Here is an 18,892-nt window from a genome sequence, read left to right as displayed (position 1 = left end):
TCGAAGAGTCAGGCAGCGGCTGTTTCAGTGCCCTGCAAGGCGCTTGAACGACGCGTACTGGACGTACGCGGAGAGAAAAGCAACGCGGCAGGACACTGAAACAGCCCTGTCCTGACCGTGTGTGCTCTTGTCAACTGAGGGTAGCGTCGGTGTACCAAGGGACAATCCGGTCAAAAATGGCTGAATTTGTACACCGACGCTACAAATAAACTATGAACTCAGCAGCGCCTCACGGATCACCTCGCATACCGTCGGATGAGGAAATACCGTCCGCAGAATGCGATCCACCGGAACCTGCAGATCAATCATCAACGTCAGGGAATAGATATATTCCGAAGCGTAGGAGGACATCAGCGCCGCTCCAATCAGCGTGTTTTTCTCCGCATCAAGAATCAGCTTGCACAGGCCGTTACTCATTCCGTTTTCCGCCACATGGCGGCCGCTGAAGTTGATAGATACCTTCTTTACCTTATAAGGTTTGCCGGAGGCCTTCGCCTGTTCCTCAGACATACCTACGAAAGCAGCTTCCGGATTTGTATAAACCACTCCGCAGATGGCGTCGTAGCTCATGGCGTCCTCCCGGCCGAGGATATGGTTGACAGCCGCCTCTCCTTCCCGGTAGCCCACATGAGCCAGCATCACCTTTCCATTCACATCTCCGATGGCGTAGACATGGGGAACGTTCGTCTGCATATGCTCATTTGTCACGATGGCCCCTCGCTCCACCTGCACGCCCAGCTCTTCCAGACCCTCGATATCGCTGTTTGCCCGGCGTCCCACGCACATGAGGGCCTTGTCGTAGGCAGCCACATCAATTCTGCCGTCCTTCTCAAAGGTCACTACGCCTTCCGACACCTTTTTCACACTGCTGGACAGATAAAAGGTCACGCCCTTTTTCTCCATCTCCTGCTGCAGCAGAGCGCTGACTTCACGGTCATTGGGGCCCAGCACCTTGTCCAGCATTTCGATCACAGTCACCCTGGAGCCGATCTCCTGAAAATAGGCAGCCATCTCAAAGCCAATCACGCCGCCGCCCACGATAAGCAGCTTGGCCGGAACCTCTGTCATATCCAGAATCTCATCGCTCGTCATCACCGTACCGTCGGCCAGGCCTTCCTTTACGCCCTCAATCGGCGGAATGACCGGGGATGAACCTGTCGCCAGAATCAGATCCGCCGCTGTGTACTCTTCTCCGTCTACCGTCACCAACAGCCTGCCGTCCTTCCGGCCGACCTTTCCCGTTCCATTCACCACTTTGACCTTCGCCCGGCGCAGACCGGCAGCCACTCCCTGCACCAGCGTCTTTACGACCTCGTCCTTCTTTCTGACCACTGCCGCCTGATCGATCCTCACGTCTCCGTCTACCGTCACGCCATAGTCTGCTCCGGCTCCGTCTGCGTAATGGTACATCTTGGAAGCGTACAAAAAGGTCTTGGTGGGAATGCAGCCCACATTCAGGCAGGTGCCGCCAAGGTTCTTTTTCTCCACCAGAAGCACGCTTTTTCCATGGTGAGCCGCATATTCCGCACAGTTATATCCGGCCGGACCGCCGCCTACGACGATTACATCAAACTCCTGCATTTCCAATTTCCTCCTCTTTCTGATTTTTTCACGTTACAAATACCATTTGATTATACTTTTTATCGGAGGAATTGTCAATTTTATATCAATCTTCTTTTGCCCAGCCGTAGGCATATTTTACAGCCTTCTTCCAGCCCTTGAGCTTTCCCGCTCTCTCCTCGCCGCTGATGGCCGGCTCAAAGGTCCTGTCAACCGCCCAGTTCTTCCGTATATCCTCCGGCCCGGACCAGTAGCCCACTGCCAGACCAGCCAGGTAAGCTGCTCCCATGGCTGTGGTCTCCACACAGCGGGGACGATTCACCGGAGCGCCTATAATGTCTGCCTGGGTCTGCATCAGAAAGTCATTGGCGCTGGCGCCGCCGTCCGCTTTCAACGCTTCCAGACGGATGCCCGAATCCGCTTCCATGGCCACCAGGACATCATTTACCTGATAAGCAATGGACTCCAGGGTCGCCCGGATAATATGATACTTGTTCACGCCTCTGGTGATCCCCACGATCGTTCCCCGGGCATACTGGTCCCAGTAGGGCGCTCCCAGGCCGGTAAAGGCCGGCACCACATAGCAGCCATTGGTATCGCTGACCTTTTTCGCCATATACTCGGAATCCTCCGAGGAATCAATCAGTCTCATCTCGTCCCGGAGCCACTGAATCGCGGCTCCTGCCACAAAAATGGAGCCCTCCAGCGCGTAGGTTACTTTCCCGTCGATTCCCCAGGCAATGGTCGTCACCAGGCCGTTCTCGGAAAACACAGGCCGTTCTCCCGTATTCATCAACAGGAAGCAGCCTGTCCCATATGTATTTTTCGCCTCGCCGGGATGGAAACAGGTCTGTCCGAACAGGGCTGACTGCTGATCGCCCGCGGCGCCAGCGATGGGAATGGGCCCGCCGAAAAAGGAAGGATCGGTACAGCCGTAAACACAGCTGGAAGGCTTTACCTCCGGCAGCATGCTTTCCGGAATATTCAGGACCTCCAGAATGTCCCGGTCCCATTCCAGCGTATTGATATTGAACAGCATGGTACGGGAGGCATTGGAATAATCCGTCACATGAACGGCTCCCTTCGTCAGCTTCCAGATCAGCCAGGTCTCCACAGTTCCGAAAAGCAGCTCTCCCCGTTCGGCGCGCTCCCTGGCTCCGGGCACATGATCCAGAATCCAGCGGATCTTCGTAGCGGAGAAATAAGCGTCAATCACAAGCCCTGTCTTCTTCCGGAAGCTGTCTGTAAGCCCTCTCTCCTTCAGCAGATCGCAATACCGCGCCGTCCGGCGGCACTGCCAGACAATGGCATGGTACACCGGTTCTCCTGTATTCTTATCCCAAACGATGGCAGTCTCACGCTGATTTGTGATGCCGATGGCGGCTATGTTCTCCGCTGCCGCCCCTATCATGCTCATGGCTTCCACCGCCACGCCCAGCATACTGGCCCAGATCTCGTCCGCGTCGTGCTCCACCCAGCCCGGCTTCGGGAAATGCTGATGAAATTCCCTCTGAGCCACGCTGCACATTTCCCCCTTTTCATTAAACAGGATGCAGCGGTTGCTGGTCGTCCCCGCATCCAATGCCATAATATACTTTTTCACCCTTCCGTTCCTCCTTGCAGATACCTTTCTATCTTTTCTTTGTTCAGCCCTTCTCCTATGGCGATCAGAATCTCCTGGCCTTCCTCTATGGGACTGATCACCGTCTCATGCCGCGTGGCGTTCAGCTCGCTCCAGTCCTCTCTGCCGTCCATCCCTTCCTTTTTGAAAAAGCCTTTGATCCGGAATACCCTGCCGCAGCCCGGGTCCCCGAAAATCCGTGCGGCGGCTGTCCGAAGCCCCTCCTCCGTCACAGAACTATTCATGAAAAAAAGAGAATCAAAAGGCTCCTTGTCCCGCAGCCCTCTCTTCACATAGTCTGCAGGCACAAAACCGCAGGATGCTATCCGTTCAAAATCCGCATCCGTAAAATCATCCCAGTTCCTGCAGAGAATCTCCTCTCCGGCCCGGAGCCTTCTGCCGCACTGTACCTTTTCCAGCGCCCGGTTCAGATGCGCGATCGTCTCCGCAGTCTCCCCTTCCAGGGCTTCCTGGGTCCTGCTTATGAGAATACAGCCTGCACACGCTGCTTCCGAAGCCAGGATGTAGTCCGCCGCCTCCGACAGATCCGGTTCCAGCTTCGCGTCCACCACCGCAATCACGCTCCCCGTCTCATACCACCTGTCCAGGGGCTCCTCGTGGAGAGCGTCAAAAAATTCATCCGTGTCATAGATTCCTGAGGGCTCCACCAGAACCCGGTCGTAACCGCTCATCCCCATGGCGATCAGCTTGGTCCGGAATCTCCTCCGGTGAGTCTCCCGGTCGCAGCCGCCGGAGATCATCTCCAGCTCGCAGTTCTCCCCTTCCAGGCTTTTCAGGAGCATCATGTCCACATTGACGGGACCCATGTCATTTTCCAGAATCCCGATCTTCTCTCCCCTGCTCACAAGCCAGGCCGCGTATTTTTTCAGAAAAGTGGTCTTGCCGGAGCCCAGAAAGCCCGTGATCAGATCAATCTTTATCATGCTTTAATAAACCTCCGCTCCAAAGGGCATCAGCGCCAGCTTTGCCAGCTTGAAGTGCTGCAGGCCAAAGGGAATTCCGATGATCGTGACGCATAGCAGCGCTCCCAAAGCCGCGTGTTCCAGGGCCAGCGCCAGCCCTGAGAAAATCAGCCATAAAATATTCAGCAGGAACGAACCGGCTCCGCCTCCGTAGCGGACTTCTTTTCCAAAAGGAAAAAAGCTCAGAGCCGCCAGCTTAAAACACTGGGTTCCCACCGGAATTCCCACAATCGTAATACACCACAGGCAGCCCGCCAGGCACCAGCTCAGGCCGCTGACCGCTCCTCCAAAAATAAACCATAAAAAATTTCCCAGACATCCCATAACATGATCCTCATCTTTCTGAAATACAGCTTTATAACACATTTTGTAGTGTCATTCTATCACTTAATTTCCCCGTTTTCAATTCCAGCTTCTTCTGAGGCCGGCACCGGCCCGTTTTGCGCTCATTTACTGCTCCGGCGGAAAAGAGGGATTGACGGCGGACAGGGGGAGGAACTAAAATAAATGCAGAAATATTATCAGATACCGGCTGCGTCTGCCGGGGTATCTGTCATGTAAAAAATACAAAGGAGATGAAAACTTCATGAAAATGATAACTCTGGGAAGCACGGGAATCACAGTTCCCCAGAACGCTTTCGGCGCTCTGCCCGTGCAGCGGGTCAATATGGAGACTGCTGTGGAGATTCTGCGGCGGGCCTGGACGGGAGGTATGCGCTTTTTCGACACGGCGCGCGCCTACAGCGACAGCGAAGAAAAGCTCGGAAACGCATTTGAGAAAATATTTCAGGAAGAACGCGGCAATATCTACATCGCCACCAAAACCCAGGCAAAAACGCCGGAAGCCTTCCGGGAGCAGCTGGATACCTCGCTGAAGCTTCTGAAAACCGATTACATAGATATCTACCAGTTCCACTGCGCAGATACCTGCTGGCGTCCGGGAGACGGAACCGGAATGTATGAATGTATGCTGGAAGCAAAAGAGGCCGGAAAAATCCGTCACATCGGAATCACCTCACACAAGCTCCACATCGCCAGAGAAGCCATCGAGTCCGGGCTTTATGAGACGCTTCAGTATCCTCTGAGCTATCTTTCCTCTGAAAAGGAAGTGGAACTGGTGACTCTCTGCAGGGACCACAATATGGGCTTTATCGCCATGAAAGGCCTGGCTGGCGGCCTGATCAACAACTCCAGGGCTGCCTTCGCCTTCATGTCTCAGTTTGACAACGTCCTTCCCATCTGGGGAATACAGAAAATGTCCGAGCTGGAGGAATGGCTTTCCTATATGAAGGAGGCTCCGGCTTTGGATGAGGAGGTTTCACGCTTCATCGAAAAAGAGAAAGCCGAACTGACCGGAGACTTCTGCCGGGGCTGCGGCTACTGCATGCCCTGTCCGGCCGGTATCCTGATCAACAACTGCGCCCGCATGTCCCTGATGGTAAGAAGAGCGCCCTCCGGACAGTGGCTGAACGAATACTGGCAGGAAAACATGAAAAAAATCGAAGACTGCCTGCACTGCGGCCAGTGCATGGAAAAATGTCCCTACGAGCTCAACACTCCGGAGCTCCTGGCCAAAAACTATGAGGACTACAAAAAGATTCTGGCTGGAGAGGTAAAAGTAAATTAGGCCGTTTCTTCTCCACAGGCTTCTTTCTGTACAAACAGTTTCGGCAAAGCTTCGGGAATCCCTGCTCCACGAATCTCCGCCAGGCATAAATCCAAAAACCGCCCAGCCATTAAACTGCAAATGACTGAGCGGTTTTTATTGTGTCCGGCTTTCCTGTATCAGGCATTACTGCTTCTCAGGCGTAAAGTATACAAAATAAGTATCTCCCATCGTTCCGTCCGAGTATGTGTCCTGCGTAGATATGGAAAAATCCTCATAACCTGCCGGAACCTCATACACAAGAAGCCCTTCCCGCCTCTCGTCGATTCCCAGCTCATACTCATAGGGAAGCTGCTCTTCGCTGACTGCCGGTATCTCATCGCCGGTTTCCGGGTCAGAGGTAATCGGGAACGCATATGCCTCGTCGTCGTCATCCTCCCCCCACTGCGCCTGGAAATCCCAGTCGGACATGGGAATCGTCGCGTTAAAGGTATTCTTTACCGTCACATCCACTACCAGAAGCTCGGTTCCTTCGGACGCCGCTCTTCCCTCGAACTCGTCGCACAGATATCCGCTGTTTACCGTAAACTCAAAGAAATCTGTCTCTATCGGATCACCGATTCTTCCCTCCGCCGTGCTGTTTCCCTGTCCGAACATGCCGCAGCCTGTCAGACAGGCGCATGCCAGAACAGCCGCAAAGGCTGCCGTCATCTTTTTTCTTCTGTTCATTATTTTCCCCTCTCAGTCAGATTTTTCTTTCCTGTTTCGTACATTCAGATTATCATGGATTAAGAAAAAATGCAACCTTCCAGCTTCCTTTCACCAGCTGGCTTCCGCTTTGAAAACAGCCCCACACAGAATATTCCGCCCGTTCCCTCTTTTTCAGTGTACGCAGAAACGCGTTCACCTCCTCCGCCAGTTCTCTTACCAGCATACCATCTTCCACATTCCTGCCGCTTTCCAGGCAGTCCGAAAGCTCTTCCAGAACCACATGGTAATGGCTGTTCCGCTTTTCCGCTGTATTATAATGGTATTTTTTCAGAGACAGATTTCTCACGATCCTGCAGACATAAGCCAGCAGCGGTTCCGGTTTCTCCGGAGGAACCGTATTCCACACTGCCAGAAAAGCGTCATTTACGCATTCCTCGGCGTCTTCCCTGTTCTGCAGAATACGATAGGCAATGGCACTGCAGATTTTTCCGTATTTGCGGTCCAGCTCTGCCACAGCTTCTTCCGACCGCTGGAATAAGAGTCTGACGATCATCCAGTCTTCCAAACAGACACCCCCTCATAGGTGTACTACGCTTTTTTTCCTTCAGATTACAGATATTCTTCCTTTTTCCGCAAAATATCCGTCCGCTTTTTTCTGAAATTTTGCGCCTAAAAACGGCGGAAGCCGATCCGAAAATCCGGACCGGCTTCCTGCCGTTTTGCCGCTTTGCCGTTTCACCATTTCACATTTCACTGTTCTATCGGCTTTTGTTCTTTTGATTCTTTCTTTTCACTATTCTCTGTAATCCCGTACACATCATTGCGGACCAGTCTGTACACGGCCGCTGTAAGCGGCACGCCAAGCAGCATTCCCGGAACTCCCAGCACACCGCCGCCTACAGTCACCGCAGCCAGCACCCAGATGGCCGGAAGCCCAAGAGAGGAACCGACCACCCTGGGATATATCAGATTTCCTTCCAGCTGCTGAAGAACCACGATAAAGACCAGGAAAATCAACGCTTTGACCGGAGCTACCGTCAAAATCATAAACGCTCCCACGAAAGCGCCGATATAAGCGCCTGCCACGGGAATCAGAGCTGTAAAGCCAATCAGAGCTCCAATCATAGTCGCATAAGGCAGACGGATAATCATCATGCCCAGCATACAAAGGACGCCAAGTATCACGGCCTCTGTGCACTGTCCCACAATATACCGGTGGAAACAGTCATTGATGACACCCACCACATACCGGATTTTCCGGTTGATTTCCTTTTTCAGGTAACGCCCCATAATCTTTTCCAGCTGTCCGCCCAGCTTTTCTTTTCCCAGCAGCAGATAGATGGAGAAAATAAGCGCCATAAAGAAAGTAACGAATCCGGACGCCACCGAAGTAACCGTATTGACAATCACATTTACCGTACTTCCCACTCCGGCAGTCAGCACCTTTACAATATCCGTCATGCGGCTCTTCCAGTCGATCTGGGCCAGGGAATCCGCAATGGTCTCCGGCAGGATTCCCTGCTTCTCGCACCAGGCCGTAAATTCCGAAATCACGCCCGGAACCCCCGAGACAATCACCCGGATACAGGAAACCAGCTCCGGAATCACCAGTACCATCAGTAGAACCACGATAATAACCAGAGTCGCAAACGCCAGAACCATGCACACAGGTCTTCCTGCCTTCTTCCCGATCCCGCCCCCGGAGCCTCCGAACATGCGGCGTTCATAAAAGGTCATCAGGATATTCACAAAATATGCCATGCCCGCGCCCAGAATCAGCGGCATGGCCGCGCCCAGAACCGTCCCCGCCGCTCCGGCCACCGCGGGCCAGTAATGGATACACAAATACAGCAGAAATATGGTAATACCCGCCCGCAGGCAGGTCTTGATATCAAGTTTCATCTTTTTCCCCTTTCCATTCTTCGGTCTTTTAGTATAAACATACCATAAGGCATCAGAATGTCAAGTTTGGGATGTGTGATTTCCCTGATTAATGTATCGGCGCAATCATTTCTGTCAGTCTATCCGGCAGCTCCTGCATCATCATCAATAATCAGCGGCTTATCATAAGGATAGTCAGATGGCTTCAAAGAATAAAAAGCCCCATCCAGCAATAAATAAAATCTATCATCGGATGTAATGACCAGTGTGGCAGGTCTGTATTCTCTTTCGGAATTGCTATCTTTTGTTTGAAAAAGAATCCCGTATTTATGCGGGTTCTGGCGTTTCGCAAACGCCTATATGATTATAAAGTTGTAAGGAGAAAGCGTCAACCCATTATCTAGTAAACTGAAATGCTCCCAATCGGTACGCATGAGCTGTCCTATGTTCAGTAGCAGGAGAACCGTCACGAACAGGCGCAGGAGCGTACCTGTACAGAAGCGGTACACAAGGTTCTTGTCGCTGGCTCTGATACGCTTTCAGCTACTTTTATAGACGCAAAATTACCAGCTTTGATGATTGAATATACTTTATCCTTTTCTGAAAAATCATGTTCGTAGGCATACATTACATTTGGATTTTGTAAAATTTCAGCCAAATCCTGAAAATCATTTAGTCGCATCTCTCTTAGAAATAGACGTTCTGTTTCTAAAATCATTTATTTTTCACACTCCCCGAAACGAGTTGTGAAGGATTTTTTAATCAAATTCACGAAAAAGCCACAAATGAGCGCCTCTTTTTTGCCTGGACGAGTTTACTTCCCTCGGCGCATGGGATATAATATAAGCAGAAATAAAGAAAACTTGAGTTCTAAAGAATAGAAAGGGTGACTTGTATGAATTTGGCGAAGATCTCTGCAAACGGTCAAATCACTGTGCCGGTAGAAATCAGGCGGCAGCTTGGACTGAAATCCGGCGATAAAATCCTGTTCCTTCAAAAGCAGAATGGAGAGATTGTTGTTAGCAACGCCTCCGCTGCGGCCATCCAAAAAGCGCAGGCCGCCTTTGCCGGGGCCGCTGAGGCACTGGGCGTATCCAGCGAGAATGATATTCAGGCGCTTATAGACGAAGTGCGTTATGGAAAGGAACGGTAAAATGCGGATATTGGTAGACACAAACATTCTGTTTTCCGCATTGGTCTTTCCCCGTTCCAAACCGTCGCGGGCTTTGCTCTACATCGCAGACAATCACGAAATTGTCCTGTGTGACCGCAACATCGCGGAGCTGCGGGATATCTCGGACGGAAAGCGCCAAAGTATCTCCCGGATGCCGAAGTGCTGCTGGCAGAGATGTCCTATGAGTTAATTCCTGCGGTAGACCATGCGGAAAAGCTGATACGCGACGCAAAAGACCAGCCAATCTTAAATGCGGCCATTGTGTCGGATGTGGATATTATCCTCACCGGCGATAAAGACTTTTTAAGTCTGGATATGGAACATCCAAAGTGCATGACCGTCGCACAATTTCTCGAAAGTGAAGGCGTGGAGGATTAACCTCTGCGCCTTTTCTCCTGGCATGGAAAGGGTCGGAAGCCTGTTTGAAGGTTTCCGGCCCGCTGTGTTTTACATCTGCTGTATCTCCTCGTTTTTGAGCATACGCTCAATTTTATCGCTCATGGTTTCGGTGCTGGTCTAGCTGAAATGGACGCGCACCTTGTAAGTGGGCTTGCCGATTGATTTTCCTTTTTTACTGCTGCCCTTAATCGACAAAGGCATACTCGCCTCCAGCGGTCTGGTTTCCGTCCTTCTCTAAAACTATGAGCCTCATCATAACTTTCCCCGGAAATCAGCCACTAGCTCTTTATTACTGTTAATAAAACCATATTGTCCAGATTCATTCTTCACGCCAATAAAATTTTCGTCCAATATCATAACATCCTGGTATTCTCCCGAATTTATCAACCATTCCCAGCGCCCCCTCTTTCTGTACATGTTTCATCCAGCACTTCAAAAATATCTTTTTATTATATCCACCGCTAAGAAATAGTCCACAAATTATGAAAAGCAAAACTCCCATTATTATTTTTCTCATACTTCATCCCAGACGGGCTGAAACCGGACATTTTTTCACCATTATTGTTTTTCAAATATGATCGGTCAAAAGCTGCTTTCCTGTGAAATTTTCAGCAAAAAGAAGCCTGGCAGCCTTACCGCATCTTATACAGTCTCTCATAGACCCCGTGCATCGCCATCAATTCCTCGTGGGTTCCCTGCTCCTCGATGCCCTTTTCTGTCAGCACCAGAATTCGTTCCGCGTTGCGGATGGTGGACAGGCGGTGTGCAATCACAAAGGTTGTCCTCTCTTTCGCGAGGCTTTCCAGGGATTCCTGTACGATACGCTCGCTTTCGTTATCCAAAGCGCTGGTAGCCTCATCAAAGATTAATATCCTCGGGTCTTTTAAGAATACCCGGGCAATGGACAGGCGCTGCTTCTGGCCGCCGGACAGCTTCACGCCCCGCTGGCCGATGTCCGTGTCGTAGCCGTCCGGAAGCTCCATGATGAAATCATGGGCATTGGCTTTTTTGGCCGCCTCAATCACTTCCTCTCTGGACGCGTCCGGCCTGCCGTAAAGAATATTATCCATGACAGTGCCCGCAAAGAGATAGACGTCCTGCTGCACGATGCCGATATTGCCGCGCAGGCTCTTCAGCGTCACGTCCCTGACGTCCTTTCCGTCGATGCAGACGCTGCCCGAGGTCACATCATAGAAACGGGGAATCAGGCTGCACAGCGTGGTCTTTCCGCCCCCTGATGATCCCGCAAGGGCCACATAGCTGCCCGCCGGAACGCGGAGGCTGACATGATCCAGCACCTTATCCGTATTCGCCTCGTAGCAGAAGGACACGTCCCGAAACTCCACCTCACCCTTCACATCTGTCAAAGGTACTGCGTCTTTCCGATCCGCGATATCCGGCTCTATATCCATGATTTCCCGGAACCGGCTGTAGCCGGAATATCCATTCTGGAACTGCTCCGTGAAATTGATCAGCTTCTTCACCGGCTCTGTGAAGTTGGCCACATACAGAAGAAAGGTAATCAGGTCGGTAATCTCCATGGAATCTGTGGTAATCAGCCGCGCGCCCACCAGCACCACGGCAATGGTCACACCTGTCAGCATGGCGTTCAGCACAGAATTGTAGGTGCCCATATAGAGATAGCTGTTGCGTTTCGTTGCCAGAAAACGGTCATTTCCTTTTCGGAATTTTTCCATTTCTATCTCTTCATTGGCAAAAGACTTGACCACACGGATTCCGGAGAGATTGTCCTCGATCTGGCCGTTGATGTCTGCCATCTTTACCCGGTTCTGGCGGTACGCGTGCTTCATTTTCCGGTTCAGGAAAAGCGCGAAGCAGAAAATAAAGGGCAGGAAACAGGTCACAGTCAGGGTCAGCGGTCCGTTGATCCGGCTTAGGATAATCAGCGCTCCCACAATTTTTATCAGAGAAATCAGAATGTCCTCCGGCCCGTGGTGCAGAAGCTCCGTGATATCAAAGAGATCGTTTGTCACCCGGGACATGAGCTGTCCCACCTTCTGATTGTCGTAAAAGGTAAAGGAGAGTTTCTGATAATGCTCAAAAATATCGTTGCGCATGCCGTATTCCATCCTGGCGCCCATCATATGGCCCCAGTAGGTAATATAGAAATTGCAGACCAGCTCCAGAACCAGCAGTCCCAGCATCAGGACGCTTAGGTTCACAATCGTATGCCAGGCCGCCTGGCTTTCTTCATAAATCACATGATTGGTAATATACCGGACGATCAGCGGAATTACCAGAGTGGTGCCGGCTCCCACTGTGGCAAACAGCAGATCCAGCGCCAGAAGTCCCTTGTAGGGCTTGTAATAGGAAAATATCGTCGTTTTCTTTACCTTTGTTTCACTCATATTTCACCCGTTTGAAAGGACGTCTCTCCCCCGGACTTTCCGTCCGGGCTCAGGACGCCCTTCCCTTTTACTGTTTTTGATTCAATTCAAATTTTGCTGCTTTCAGGAGAACAGCTTCTCCTTATATACGCCGTCCGCGATCAGTTTCTTAAAGGAATCTACTACGGACTGCTTATCTTCTTTATAGGTCACGCCAAACCATCTGTCATGGGTCTCCAGCACCTTGACTGTGGCGCGCCCCTCTTTCAGAAGTCCTCCGATGATAGACGGAAGCAGGTACTCTGCCTTGATATCTCCCGGCTTCAGGCCCTGCAGAAATTCTTTAAAGCCCTTTTCCACCTCATCCAGGAAATCCGGGGTCAGTCCCCACATATTCATGGACACATAGCCCTTCGCGTCGATGGGAACCAGTTTTCCATCCGGCCCCGGCACGCCTGCGCCGCCGTCCGGAAGCTTTTCAATACCGCCGGTCTCCACCACATCGGTCAGATAGCCGTTCTCTACCTTGCAGACGCCGCGGGTCACCGCTCCATTGTCGCTTAAGGTATTTCCCAGGATAAAGCCTGCCATGCAGAAGTCAAATTTTCCAGTGTCTTCATGGTCTTCCACCAGATAATCATGTACTCTCACAAAGGCTTCCTTACCGTAATAGTCGTCCGCGTTGATCACCGCGAAGGGCTCTTTTACAATTCCCTTGCAGCTTAAGACCGCCTGGCCTGTACCCCAGGGCTTCGTCCGGCCTTCCGGCTTCCGGAAGCCCTCCGGAAGATTGTCAAGCTCCTGGAACGCGTACTCGACCTCAATCAGCTTCTCGATCCGGTTGCCGATGATTTCCCTGAAATCCTTTTCCAGATCCTTCCGGATGATGAATACCACCTTATTAAATCCGGCCTCCATGGCATCATGAATGGAATAATCCATGATGATTTCGCCGTTCGGTCCTACCGGCTCCAGCTGTTTGATCCCTCCGCCGAATCTGCTTCCGATTCCTGCGGCCATCACTACCAGTGTCGTCTTTTTCATGATCTCTCTCCTTATATTTTCAGGCTGATACGCCTTTCATTGCATTGATAATATGCAGTACGCACTCTTCGCAGAGCTCGTCGGTCTGCGCCTCTACCATGACGCGCAGCAGAGGCTCTGTGCCGCTCTTTCTCACGAGGACCCGGCCTTCTGACCCCAGACGCTCTTCGATATCCGCAATGGCTTTCTTTACCGCAGGGGCATTCAGCACGGTATCCATATCCTGCACCCGCAGATTCTGCAGCAGCTGGGGATAAATCTTCACTTCAGAAGCCAGCGTGCCCAGCGTGGATTTCTTTTCCAGGATTACTTCCATGACTTTCAGAGAAGTCAGGATACCGTCTCCCGTGGTGGCATGCTTGCTGAAAATAATGTGGCCCGACTGCTCTCCTCCCAGCTGGAAGCCGTTCTTCGTCATGTTCTCGTACACATATTTATCGCCTACCGCCGTCTTTTCGTAACGGATTCCCGCCTGATCGCAGGCCTTGTAAAGGCCCAGGTTGGACATAACGGTGGTAACGATGGTGTCGTCCTTGAGCACGCCCTGCTCCTTCATGTATTTTCCGCAGATATACATGATCCGGTCTCCATCCACGACCTCGCCGTGTTCATCCACAGCGATACAGCGGTCCGCGTCTCCGTCATAGGCAAAGCCCACATCCAGTCCGTTTTCCTTTACAAATTTCTGAAGGACTTCAATATGTGTGGAACCACAGTTTGTATTGATATTCGTTCCGTCCGGCTCGTTGTTGATCACATAGGTCTTTGCGCCCAGGGCGTCAAAGACGCTTTTTGCGATAGCAGAGGCGCTGCCGTTGGCACAGTCCAGACCCACCCGCATATTCTTAAAGGAACGCGTAGGCAGGGAAATCAGATAACCGATATAACGGTTCCGGCCTGCCGCAAAGTCTACGGTACGCCCGATATCCTCTCCCGTCGCCAGCGGTCTTTCCTCCGTAAGTCCGTCAATATAGGCCTCAATCTTCTCTTCCACTTCTGCTTCCAGCTTATGGCCCAGTCCATTGATCACCTTGATTCCATTATCATGAAACGGATTGTGGCTGGCTGAAATCATGATTCCGCAGTCAAACCCTTCGGTACGCACCACATAGGAAACACTGGGAGTGGTCGTGACGTGAAGCAGGTAGGCATCCGCTCCGGAAGCTGTAATGCCGGCAGCAAGCGCATACTCAAACATATAGCTGCTTCTTCTTGTGTCTTTTCCGATTACAATCTTGGCCTTGTGATCTCTTCCGTAATACCAGCCCAGATATCTTCCCACCTTGAAAGCATGTTCCACAGTCAGCTTTACATTCGCCTCACCGCGGAAACCATCCGTTCCGAAATATTTTCCCATCTCTTACTCCTTGCTTTTCTTTTCCTGTTTCCAGTATCCTGCCGCCCAAGAACAGACAGCAGTAAAAACCTTTCCCAATTCCTTATATTCTTTTTCCGGAAAGGTCTTTCTATTTACAGACTTATTATACCAAAAAGCAAAAAATACTCAAGTTCTATTTTCCCGGGAAAACGGACATATTTTCCGTCCAGGACGTAAAATAAGACTGTCCCGCGGGACTTCTTTAAGCCGGAACCATATGTTTCTCATAAATGAGCTGTTCCGCAGTCTCCTCATATTCCGCCAGTGTCTGTGCTTTTTTGATCTTCTTTCCAAGTTTCTCCGCATCCGCAAACTGCCGGATCTGGTAGAACCACAGCTCCTTCATCTTAAAAAGCACATTCCGGTCGCCCATATCCCATTCCCGGTACCCGTTCAGTACCAGCCCGTGAAAGCGCCGGAAGCGCTCCTTTCTCTCCTCTTCTGTCAGCTCTCCCGCTGCCAGACCCGGATTCCGGATCAGTCCCCGCCCAAGCATCATCCTGTCCGTCTCCGGAAATTCTGTCAGAAAGGCTTCCACATCCTCCCCGGTAAACAGATCTCCATTATAGCAGAGCGGCGCCGGGCTCTCTTTCCGCGCATACCGGAACATTTCCCGGTCCGGTCTGTGGTTATAGTAATCCTTCTGCACCCGGGGATGCACAATCAGCTCTTCCAGGGGATATTTCCCGAATATCTTCAGAAGCTCCGGAAATTCTTCCGGACTTTCCATGCCAAGCCGCGTCTTCACCGACAGCCGCATTCCCGGCATATTCCCTGCAAGTCCCTGAAAAACTGTATCCAGAAAGCGGTCCAGTTCCTCCGGGAAGGCCAGAAAGCCGGAACCCTTCCCCTTGCTCACCACAGTCCGGGACGGGCAGCCCAGATTCAGGTTCACTTCCCGGTATCCCATATCGTAAAGAGAAGCCGAAAGCTCCAGAAAGCCTTCCGCCCGGTTCGTCAGAATCTGAGGCACCACAAAGAGGCCTTTGTTGTTCTCCTGCAGAATCTCCTGCAGTTCCCGTTTCTTAAAGCTCCGCTTCTCGTGCGGCTCCAGAAACGGGGTAAAGTACTTATCCAGGCGGCCGTATACGGCCGCCTGGGCATTGCGGTAAATGTAAGTGGTGATTCCCTCCATGGGCGCCAGGTAAATCTGTGCATGTACGGGCTTCATGTCTGATGTTCTCCTTTTTGTTCTTTTTCTCCTTAAAACCGGGATGGCACATCTCCGTAAAACCAAAGAGTGGACATGCTGACAGAGCCATCATCCCCCAAAATCCATTCACGGAATCCCTGCTCATTCAGAAAAGTTATGATGTTTCTATTTTTCATAAAAGAAACTTTTTCATTATCAATCGGCTTCCAGAACTGTTCCAGGCCATTTCTTATCCAAAAAGAATCATAATAGCTCCTGCTGTAAAAAATGATAATTTGGGAACTCCAAAACTGCGGAACAGAGAGCAATGCTACTATCTTGCAAAAGGGTAGCTGTGATGGTTTAGTTCTTATAATTTGCTCTGTTTTTTCAATCCATCTTCTGCAGAAAACTGTTTTTACATTTGCTCCCGTTTGTGGATGCTGAATAAACTCATCACTAGGTACATGAAAATGTTCATAGGGAGAAAGTGTATTCTGAAACGGCGCAATCTGCTCTATGTTTTTCAATAAATTATCTAATTTACGCCACTGACCTCTTTGTTTTTTTATATGAAAAATATTCAAATTCCATCTCCGGGATATTTTCATTTTCAAAAATCTGCATTTATCCGTATTGTACCAGATCCCTGCCACAATGGAAAGCAGAAAAGACCGTTTTCTCTTCTTCTCTTCGGTTGACCGTCTTCCGGTTTTGCGCTATTCTATAAGAAATATGCTATCATTTTTCGGAGGTTTTCATGTACACACTTTCGCTTCTTCTGCTGGCCCTGTTCAGCCTCTATATCGGTATTTTCGCTTTCTGGCGCTGGGACGCGTCCTGGCTCCGAGAGCTTGACGCGGTTCCCGCAAAACTTCTGTTTGTTCTGGTCTTCGCCCTGTTTCTATGCGCGGCCCTTCTTCTGATCCGGCGTCTGCTGGCCCGGCTTTCAGAAAAGCATCTGAAGAGAACGGCTCTTCTGTGCATCTTTCTGCTGGCGGCGGGACAGCTTCTCTTTCTGGGACTGATTCAGCCTCAGCTTCGCTACGACCCGCTGAAGGTCTTTGACATGGCTGTGGAGATGCTCCGCACCCATACAATATCCGGCACCTATGAGACAGGCTATTTTGCCCGCTATACAAACAATTATCCGCTGACGATTCTGACTTACTGGTTCCTGCTTCTCCTCTCAAAGCTTGGAGTGGCGGAAGCCTGGTTTCTGCCCGCGGTCCAGTTGGTGAATGTGGGCTGCATTACGCTTTCCATCTGGCTGGGATACCTGATCGCAAAGGAACTGAAAGGGCGGCTTTTCGCTGTCTTTTATCTGGTAATCTGCGTACTCTGCCCCCTTTCCTATGTGTGGGCCGGGTATTTCTATACGGCCACCTGCTCCATGCCCTGCCTGATGGGGATTCTGTATCTCTATCTCCGTCTGGGGAAATGCCGGACAGGCAAAAGCAGCGCAGACAGCAAAGAATCTGCCGGCAGTGAAAAGCCGGCCGGCAGACGGCGGATCTTTCTCTGCGCCCTGCTTGGCGTCGTCTCGATTCTGGGCTTTAAGCTGCGTGCCACAGCAGCTATCGCTCTGATCGCTGTGGCTCTGGACGCCCTGCTCCGCTTCTGGGGACAAAAGAAGCAGAATGGATGCTCTCTTTTCTCCGCCCTGGTCCTGAAAGCAAAAACCTGGCTTCTGCCCGGCGCCGCCTTTCTGGTGACGGCCGCTCTGACCCTCGGCCTTTTCTCCGCAGCCGTAAACCGGTATGTGGATTTTGATTATAAAAATACCGGCTTCCCCACAGTTCACTGGGTCATGATGGGAGCCCGCTGGGACGGCTCCTTTGATCAGAATGACGAGCTCTATACCTCCAGCTTTGAGACAAAGGAAGAGAAAACAGCCGCGGATCTGAAAGTCCTGAAGGAGCGGATCGCAGAAGCAGGTCCTCTGGGCCTTGTCTCTCTGGCCGGCCGGAAGCTTCTGAATACCTGGGTGGACGGTACGGACAGCTATCTGGCAGAAAACAGCTATGCCCGCTACAGCAAGGTCTACGATTATCTTATCGGGGACAAGAGCGGTTTCCTGACTCTGTATTCCCAGGCGTTCCGCGCCCTGAATATGCTTGCCATGGGGCTTTGCGCCCTTCTGGCATTTGTCCGCCTGAAGCGGCATAAAGAATACCCTCCCCTGTTCCTGATTCAGCTTACAGTGCTGGGCTGCATGGCCTTTCATCTTATCTGGGAGACGAACCCTCTCTACAGTATCAGCTTCACTTTTCTCTGCCTGATACTGCTGGCGGACGGAATTTCTTCCCTGTGCGAAAGCCCGGCAATGATCCTGGTGCTGAAGAAGAGCTGGATCGGCTGTGCCGCAGGCTTTGTCCTTCTGGCCGCGCTTCTGTCTCTGGGGAAAAAGGAACTGGTAGATACGCCCATCGAAGCCTGGGACTACTCTGTCAACCAGTATCAGTACGCAGGCGGGTATGACGGCTATGTGACTTCCTACGATCAGACTTACGTACAAACATTTACCACAGACAAGCCCTTTAACCGGGTTTCCATCCAGGTCATTAATCCTGTGGGGCCCTACAATCAGTCCGCCTTTACCGTCCGCATTACCGATGAGAACGGCAATGTCATCTATGACAACGACCGTTTCCTCTCCGGCCTGGTGGATCAGCTTGAAAACAGCTATGAGTTCGTACTGGACGAGATCGTTCCGGACGGTTCCACGACCTACACTCTGGAGATTACTCCCGGATACATTGAGGGAGAGAACAGCCTGGAATTTCTCTCCTACAACACAGGAAACTGGGATCTGTACACGGACGGCTCCCTGACCTCAGCCGGACAGGAAGAAGAAAAAGGCGACCTGGCATTCGCGGTCTACGAATACGAGGTCACCACCTATTTCAGTCTCAAACAGTATGCAGTTCTCTGTGCAGGCATGCTTCTGCTCGCAGCCGCCCTCACCGTTGGCACGCGGCAGATGTTCCGGGGACCGCGAAGCGTATCACGAACACAGATTTAGCTTTCGCGCAGCTCCGGATGCAGTATGTGA

18 protein-coding genes and 2 pseudogenes are annotated in these 18,892 nt (G+C 51.4%); 4 read left to right on the top strand and 16 right to left on the bottom strand.

Features of this window, described 5'->3' with window-relative positions; all coding sequences use genetic code 11:
* Positions 1–210: 210 nt before the first annotated feature.
* From lpdA to B5E82_RS12400, 4 genes are all read right to left on the bottom strand, one after another.
* Positions 211–1,581, bottom strand: a complete 1,371-nt coding sequence (gene lpdA, locus B5E82_RS12415; protein ID WP_087307886.1) for a dihydrolipoyl dehydrogenase — start codon at positions 1,579–1,581, stop codon at positions 211–213.
* Between the two features lie 85 nt (positions 1,582–1,666).
* Positions 1,667–3,163 (bottom strand): glycerol kinase GlpK, encoded by a 1,497-nt coding sequence (gene glpK / locus B5E82_RS12410; protein ID WP_087166239.1) that lies wholly within the window; start codon positions 3,161–3,163, stop codon positions 1,667–1,669.
* A complete protein-coding gene (locus tag B5E82_RS12405; RefSeq protein WP_087307885.1) occupies positions 3,160–4,125 on the bottom strand; it encodes a GTP-binding protein in 966 nt (321 codons plus the stop codon). Before B5E82_RS12405 ends, glpK begins: the two co-directional genes overlap by 4 nt.
* Positions 4,126–4,128: 3 nt before the next feature.
* Positions 4,129–4,488 carry a YccF domain-containing protein gene (locus tag B5E82_RS12400; RefSeq protein ID WP_087307890.1) on the bottom strand — a complete coding sequence of 120 codons (360 nt, stop codon included), beginning with the start codon at positions 4,486–4,488 and terminating at the stop codon, positions 4,129–4,131.
* Positions 4,489–4,750: 262 nt separating this feature from the next.
* On the opposite strand from B5E82_RS12400, the gene B5E82_RS12395 reads away from it, so the two are divergent.
* Complete coding sequence (locus tag B5E82_RS12395) at positions 4,751–5,791, top strand: aldo/keto reductase (protein WP_087307884.1); 1,041 nt, start codon at positions 4,751–4,753, stop codon at positions 5,789–5,791.
* Positions 5,792–5,956: 165 nt separating this feature from the next.
* Here the strand turns inward: B5E82_RS12395 and B5E82_RS12390 are convergent, their stop codons facing one another.
* The 5 genes and pseudogenes from B5E82_RS12390 to B5E82_RS12370 form a co-directional block, all read right to left on the bottom strand.
* Complete coding sequence (locus B5E82_RS12390; RefSeq protein WP_087307883.1) at positions 5,957–6,499, bottom strand: DUF4352 domain-containing protein; 543 nt, start codon at positions 6,497–6,499, stop codon at positions 5,957–5,959.
* 52 nt (positions 6,500–6,551) lie between these two features.
* Positions 6,552–7,046: an RNA polymerase sigma factor gene (locus B5E82_RS12385; RefSeq protein ID WP_087307882.1), complete on the bottom strand. Its 495-nt coding sequence runs from the start codon at positions 7,044–7,046 to the stop codon at positions 6,552–6,554.
* A 185-nt stretch (positions 7,047–7,231) separates the two neighbouring features.
* Entirely contained in the window at positions 7,232–8,383 is a 1,152-nt protein-coding gene (locus tag B5E82_RS12380) for an AI-2E family transporter (protein WP_087307881.1), read from the bottom strand.
* Positions 8,384–8,721: 338 nt separating this feature from the next.
* Positions 8,722–8,895 (bottom strand): annotated as a pseudogene (locus B5E82_RS18525) (cell division protein FtsK); the annotation flags it as partial.
* Positions 8,829–9,080, bottom strand: coding sequence for a GNAT family N-acetyltransferase (locus B5E82_RS12370; RefSeq protein WP_206415702.1), 252 nt, complete (start codon positions 9,078–9,080; stop codon positions 8,829–8,831). The pseudogene B5E82_RS18525 and the gene B5E82_RS12370, both read right to left, overlap by 67 nt.
* Positions 9,081–9,257: 177 nt before the next feature.
* Between B5E82_RS12370 and B5E82_RS12365 the strand changes: the two genes are divergently transcribed.
* Both B5E82_RS12365 and B5E82_RS18520 read left to right on the top strand, forming a co-directional pair.
* On the top strand, positions 9,258–9,515 hold the full coding sequence (locus B5E82_RS12365) for an AbrB/MazE/SpoVT family DNA-binding domain-containing protein (protein ID WP_087307880.1): 258 nt from the start codon (positions 9,258–9,260) through the stop codon (positions 9,513–9,515).
* A gap of 180 nt (positions 9,516–9,695) precedes the next feature.
* Positions 9,696–9,914: a hypothetical protein gene (locus tag B5E82_RS18520; RefSeq protein WP_242966318.1), complete on the top strand. Its 219-nt coding sequence runs from the start codon at positions 9,696–9,698 to the stop codon at positions 9,912–9,914.
* A 69-nt stretch (positions 9,915–9,983) separates the two neighbouring features.
* On the opposite strand, the pseudogene B5E82_RS17940 reads toward B5E82_RS18520, so the two are convergent.
* From B5E82_RS17940 to B5E82_RS12330, 7 genes and pseudogenes are all read right to left on the bottom strand, one after another.
* Positions 9,984–10,100: pseudogene (locus tag B5E82_RS17940) on the bottom strand (transposon-encoded TnpW family protein); the annotation flags it as partial.
* A 154-nt stretch (positions 10,101–10,254) separates the two neighbouring features.
* Positions 10,255–10,452 (bottom strand): hypothetical protein, encoded by a 198-nt coding sequence (locus B5E82_RS12355; RefSeq protein WP_140393137.1) that lies wholly within the window; start codon positions 10,450–10,452, stop codon positions 10,255–10,257.
* Between the two features lie 115 nt (positions 10,453–10,567).
* The gene (locus B5E82_RS12350) at positions 10,568–12,304 is read right to left on the bottom strand and encodes an ABC transporter ATP-binding protein (RefSeq protein ID WP_087307878.1); all 1,737 of its coding nucleotides are present in this window, start codon (positions 12,302–12,304) and stop codon (positions 10,568–10,570) included.
* Between the two features lie 102 nt (positions 12,305–12,406).
* Positions 12,407–13,327: a nucleotidyltransferase family protein gene (locus B5E82_RS12345; RefSeq protein WP_087307877.1), complete on the bottom strand. Its 921-nt coding sequence runs from the start codon at positions 13,325–13,327 to the stop codon at positions 12,407–12,409.
* Positions 13,328–13,346: 19 nt separating this feature from the next.
* Positions 13,347–14,684: a phosphoglucosamine mutase gene (gene glmM / locus B5E82_RS12340; protein WP_087307876.1), complete on the bottom strand. Its 1,338-nt coding sequence runs from the start codon at positions 14,682–14,684 to the stop codon at positions 13,347–13,349.
* Positions 14,685–14,907: 223 nt separating this feature from the next.
* Positions 14,908–15,876 carry a tRNA-dihydrouridine synthase family protein gene (locus B5E82_RS12335; RefSeq protein WP_087307875.1) on the bottom strand — a complete coding sequence of 323 codons (969 nt, stop codon included), beginning with the start codon at positions 15,874–15,876 and terminating at the stop codon, positions 14,908–14,910.
* A gap of 32 nt (positions 15,877–15,908) precedes the next feature.
* Entirely contained in the window at positions 15,909–16,424 is a 516-nt protein-coding gene (locus B5E82_RS12330) for a DUF3916 domain-containing protein (protein ID WP_162610772.1), read from the bottom strand.
* A 173-nt stretch (positions 16,425–16,597) separates the two neighbouring features.
* Between B5E82_RS12330 and B5E82_RS12325 the strand changes: the two genes are divergently transcribed.
* Complete coding sequence (locus tag B5E82_RS12325) at positions 16,598–18,862, top strand: hypothetical protein (protein ID WP_087307873.1); 2,265 nt, start codon at positions 16,598–16,600, stop codon at positions 18,860–18,862.
* The last annotated feature ends 30 nt before the right edge of the window (positions 18,863–18,892 follow it).

This window comes from Lachnoclostridium sp. An138, from assembly GCF_002160765.1.
Classification (GTDB): Bacteria; Bacillota; Clostridia; order Lachnospirales; family Lachnospiraceae; genus Laedolimicola; species Laedolimicola faecalis.
This window is presented reverse-complemented; position numbering and strand designations above follow the sequence as displayed.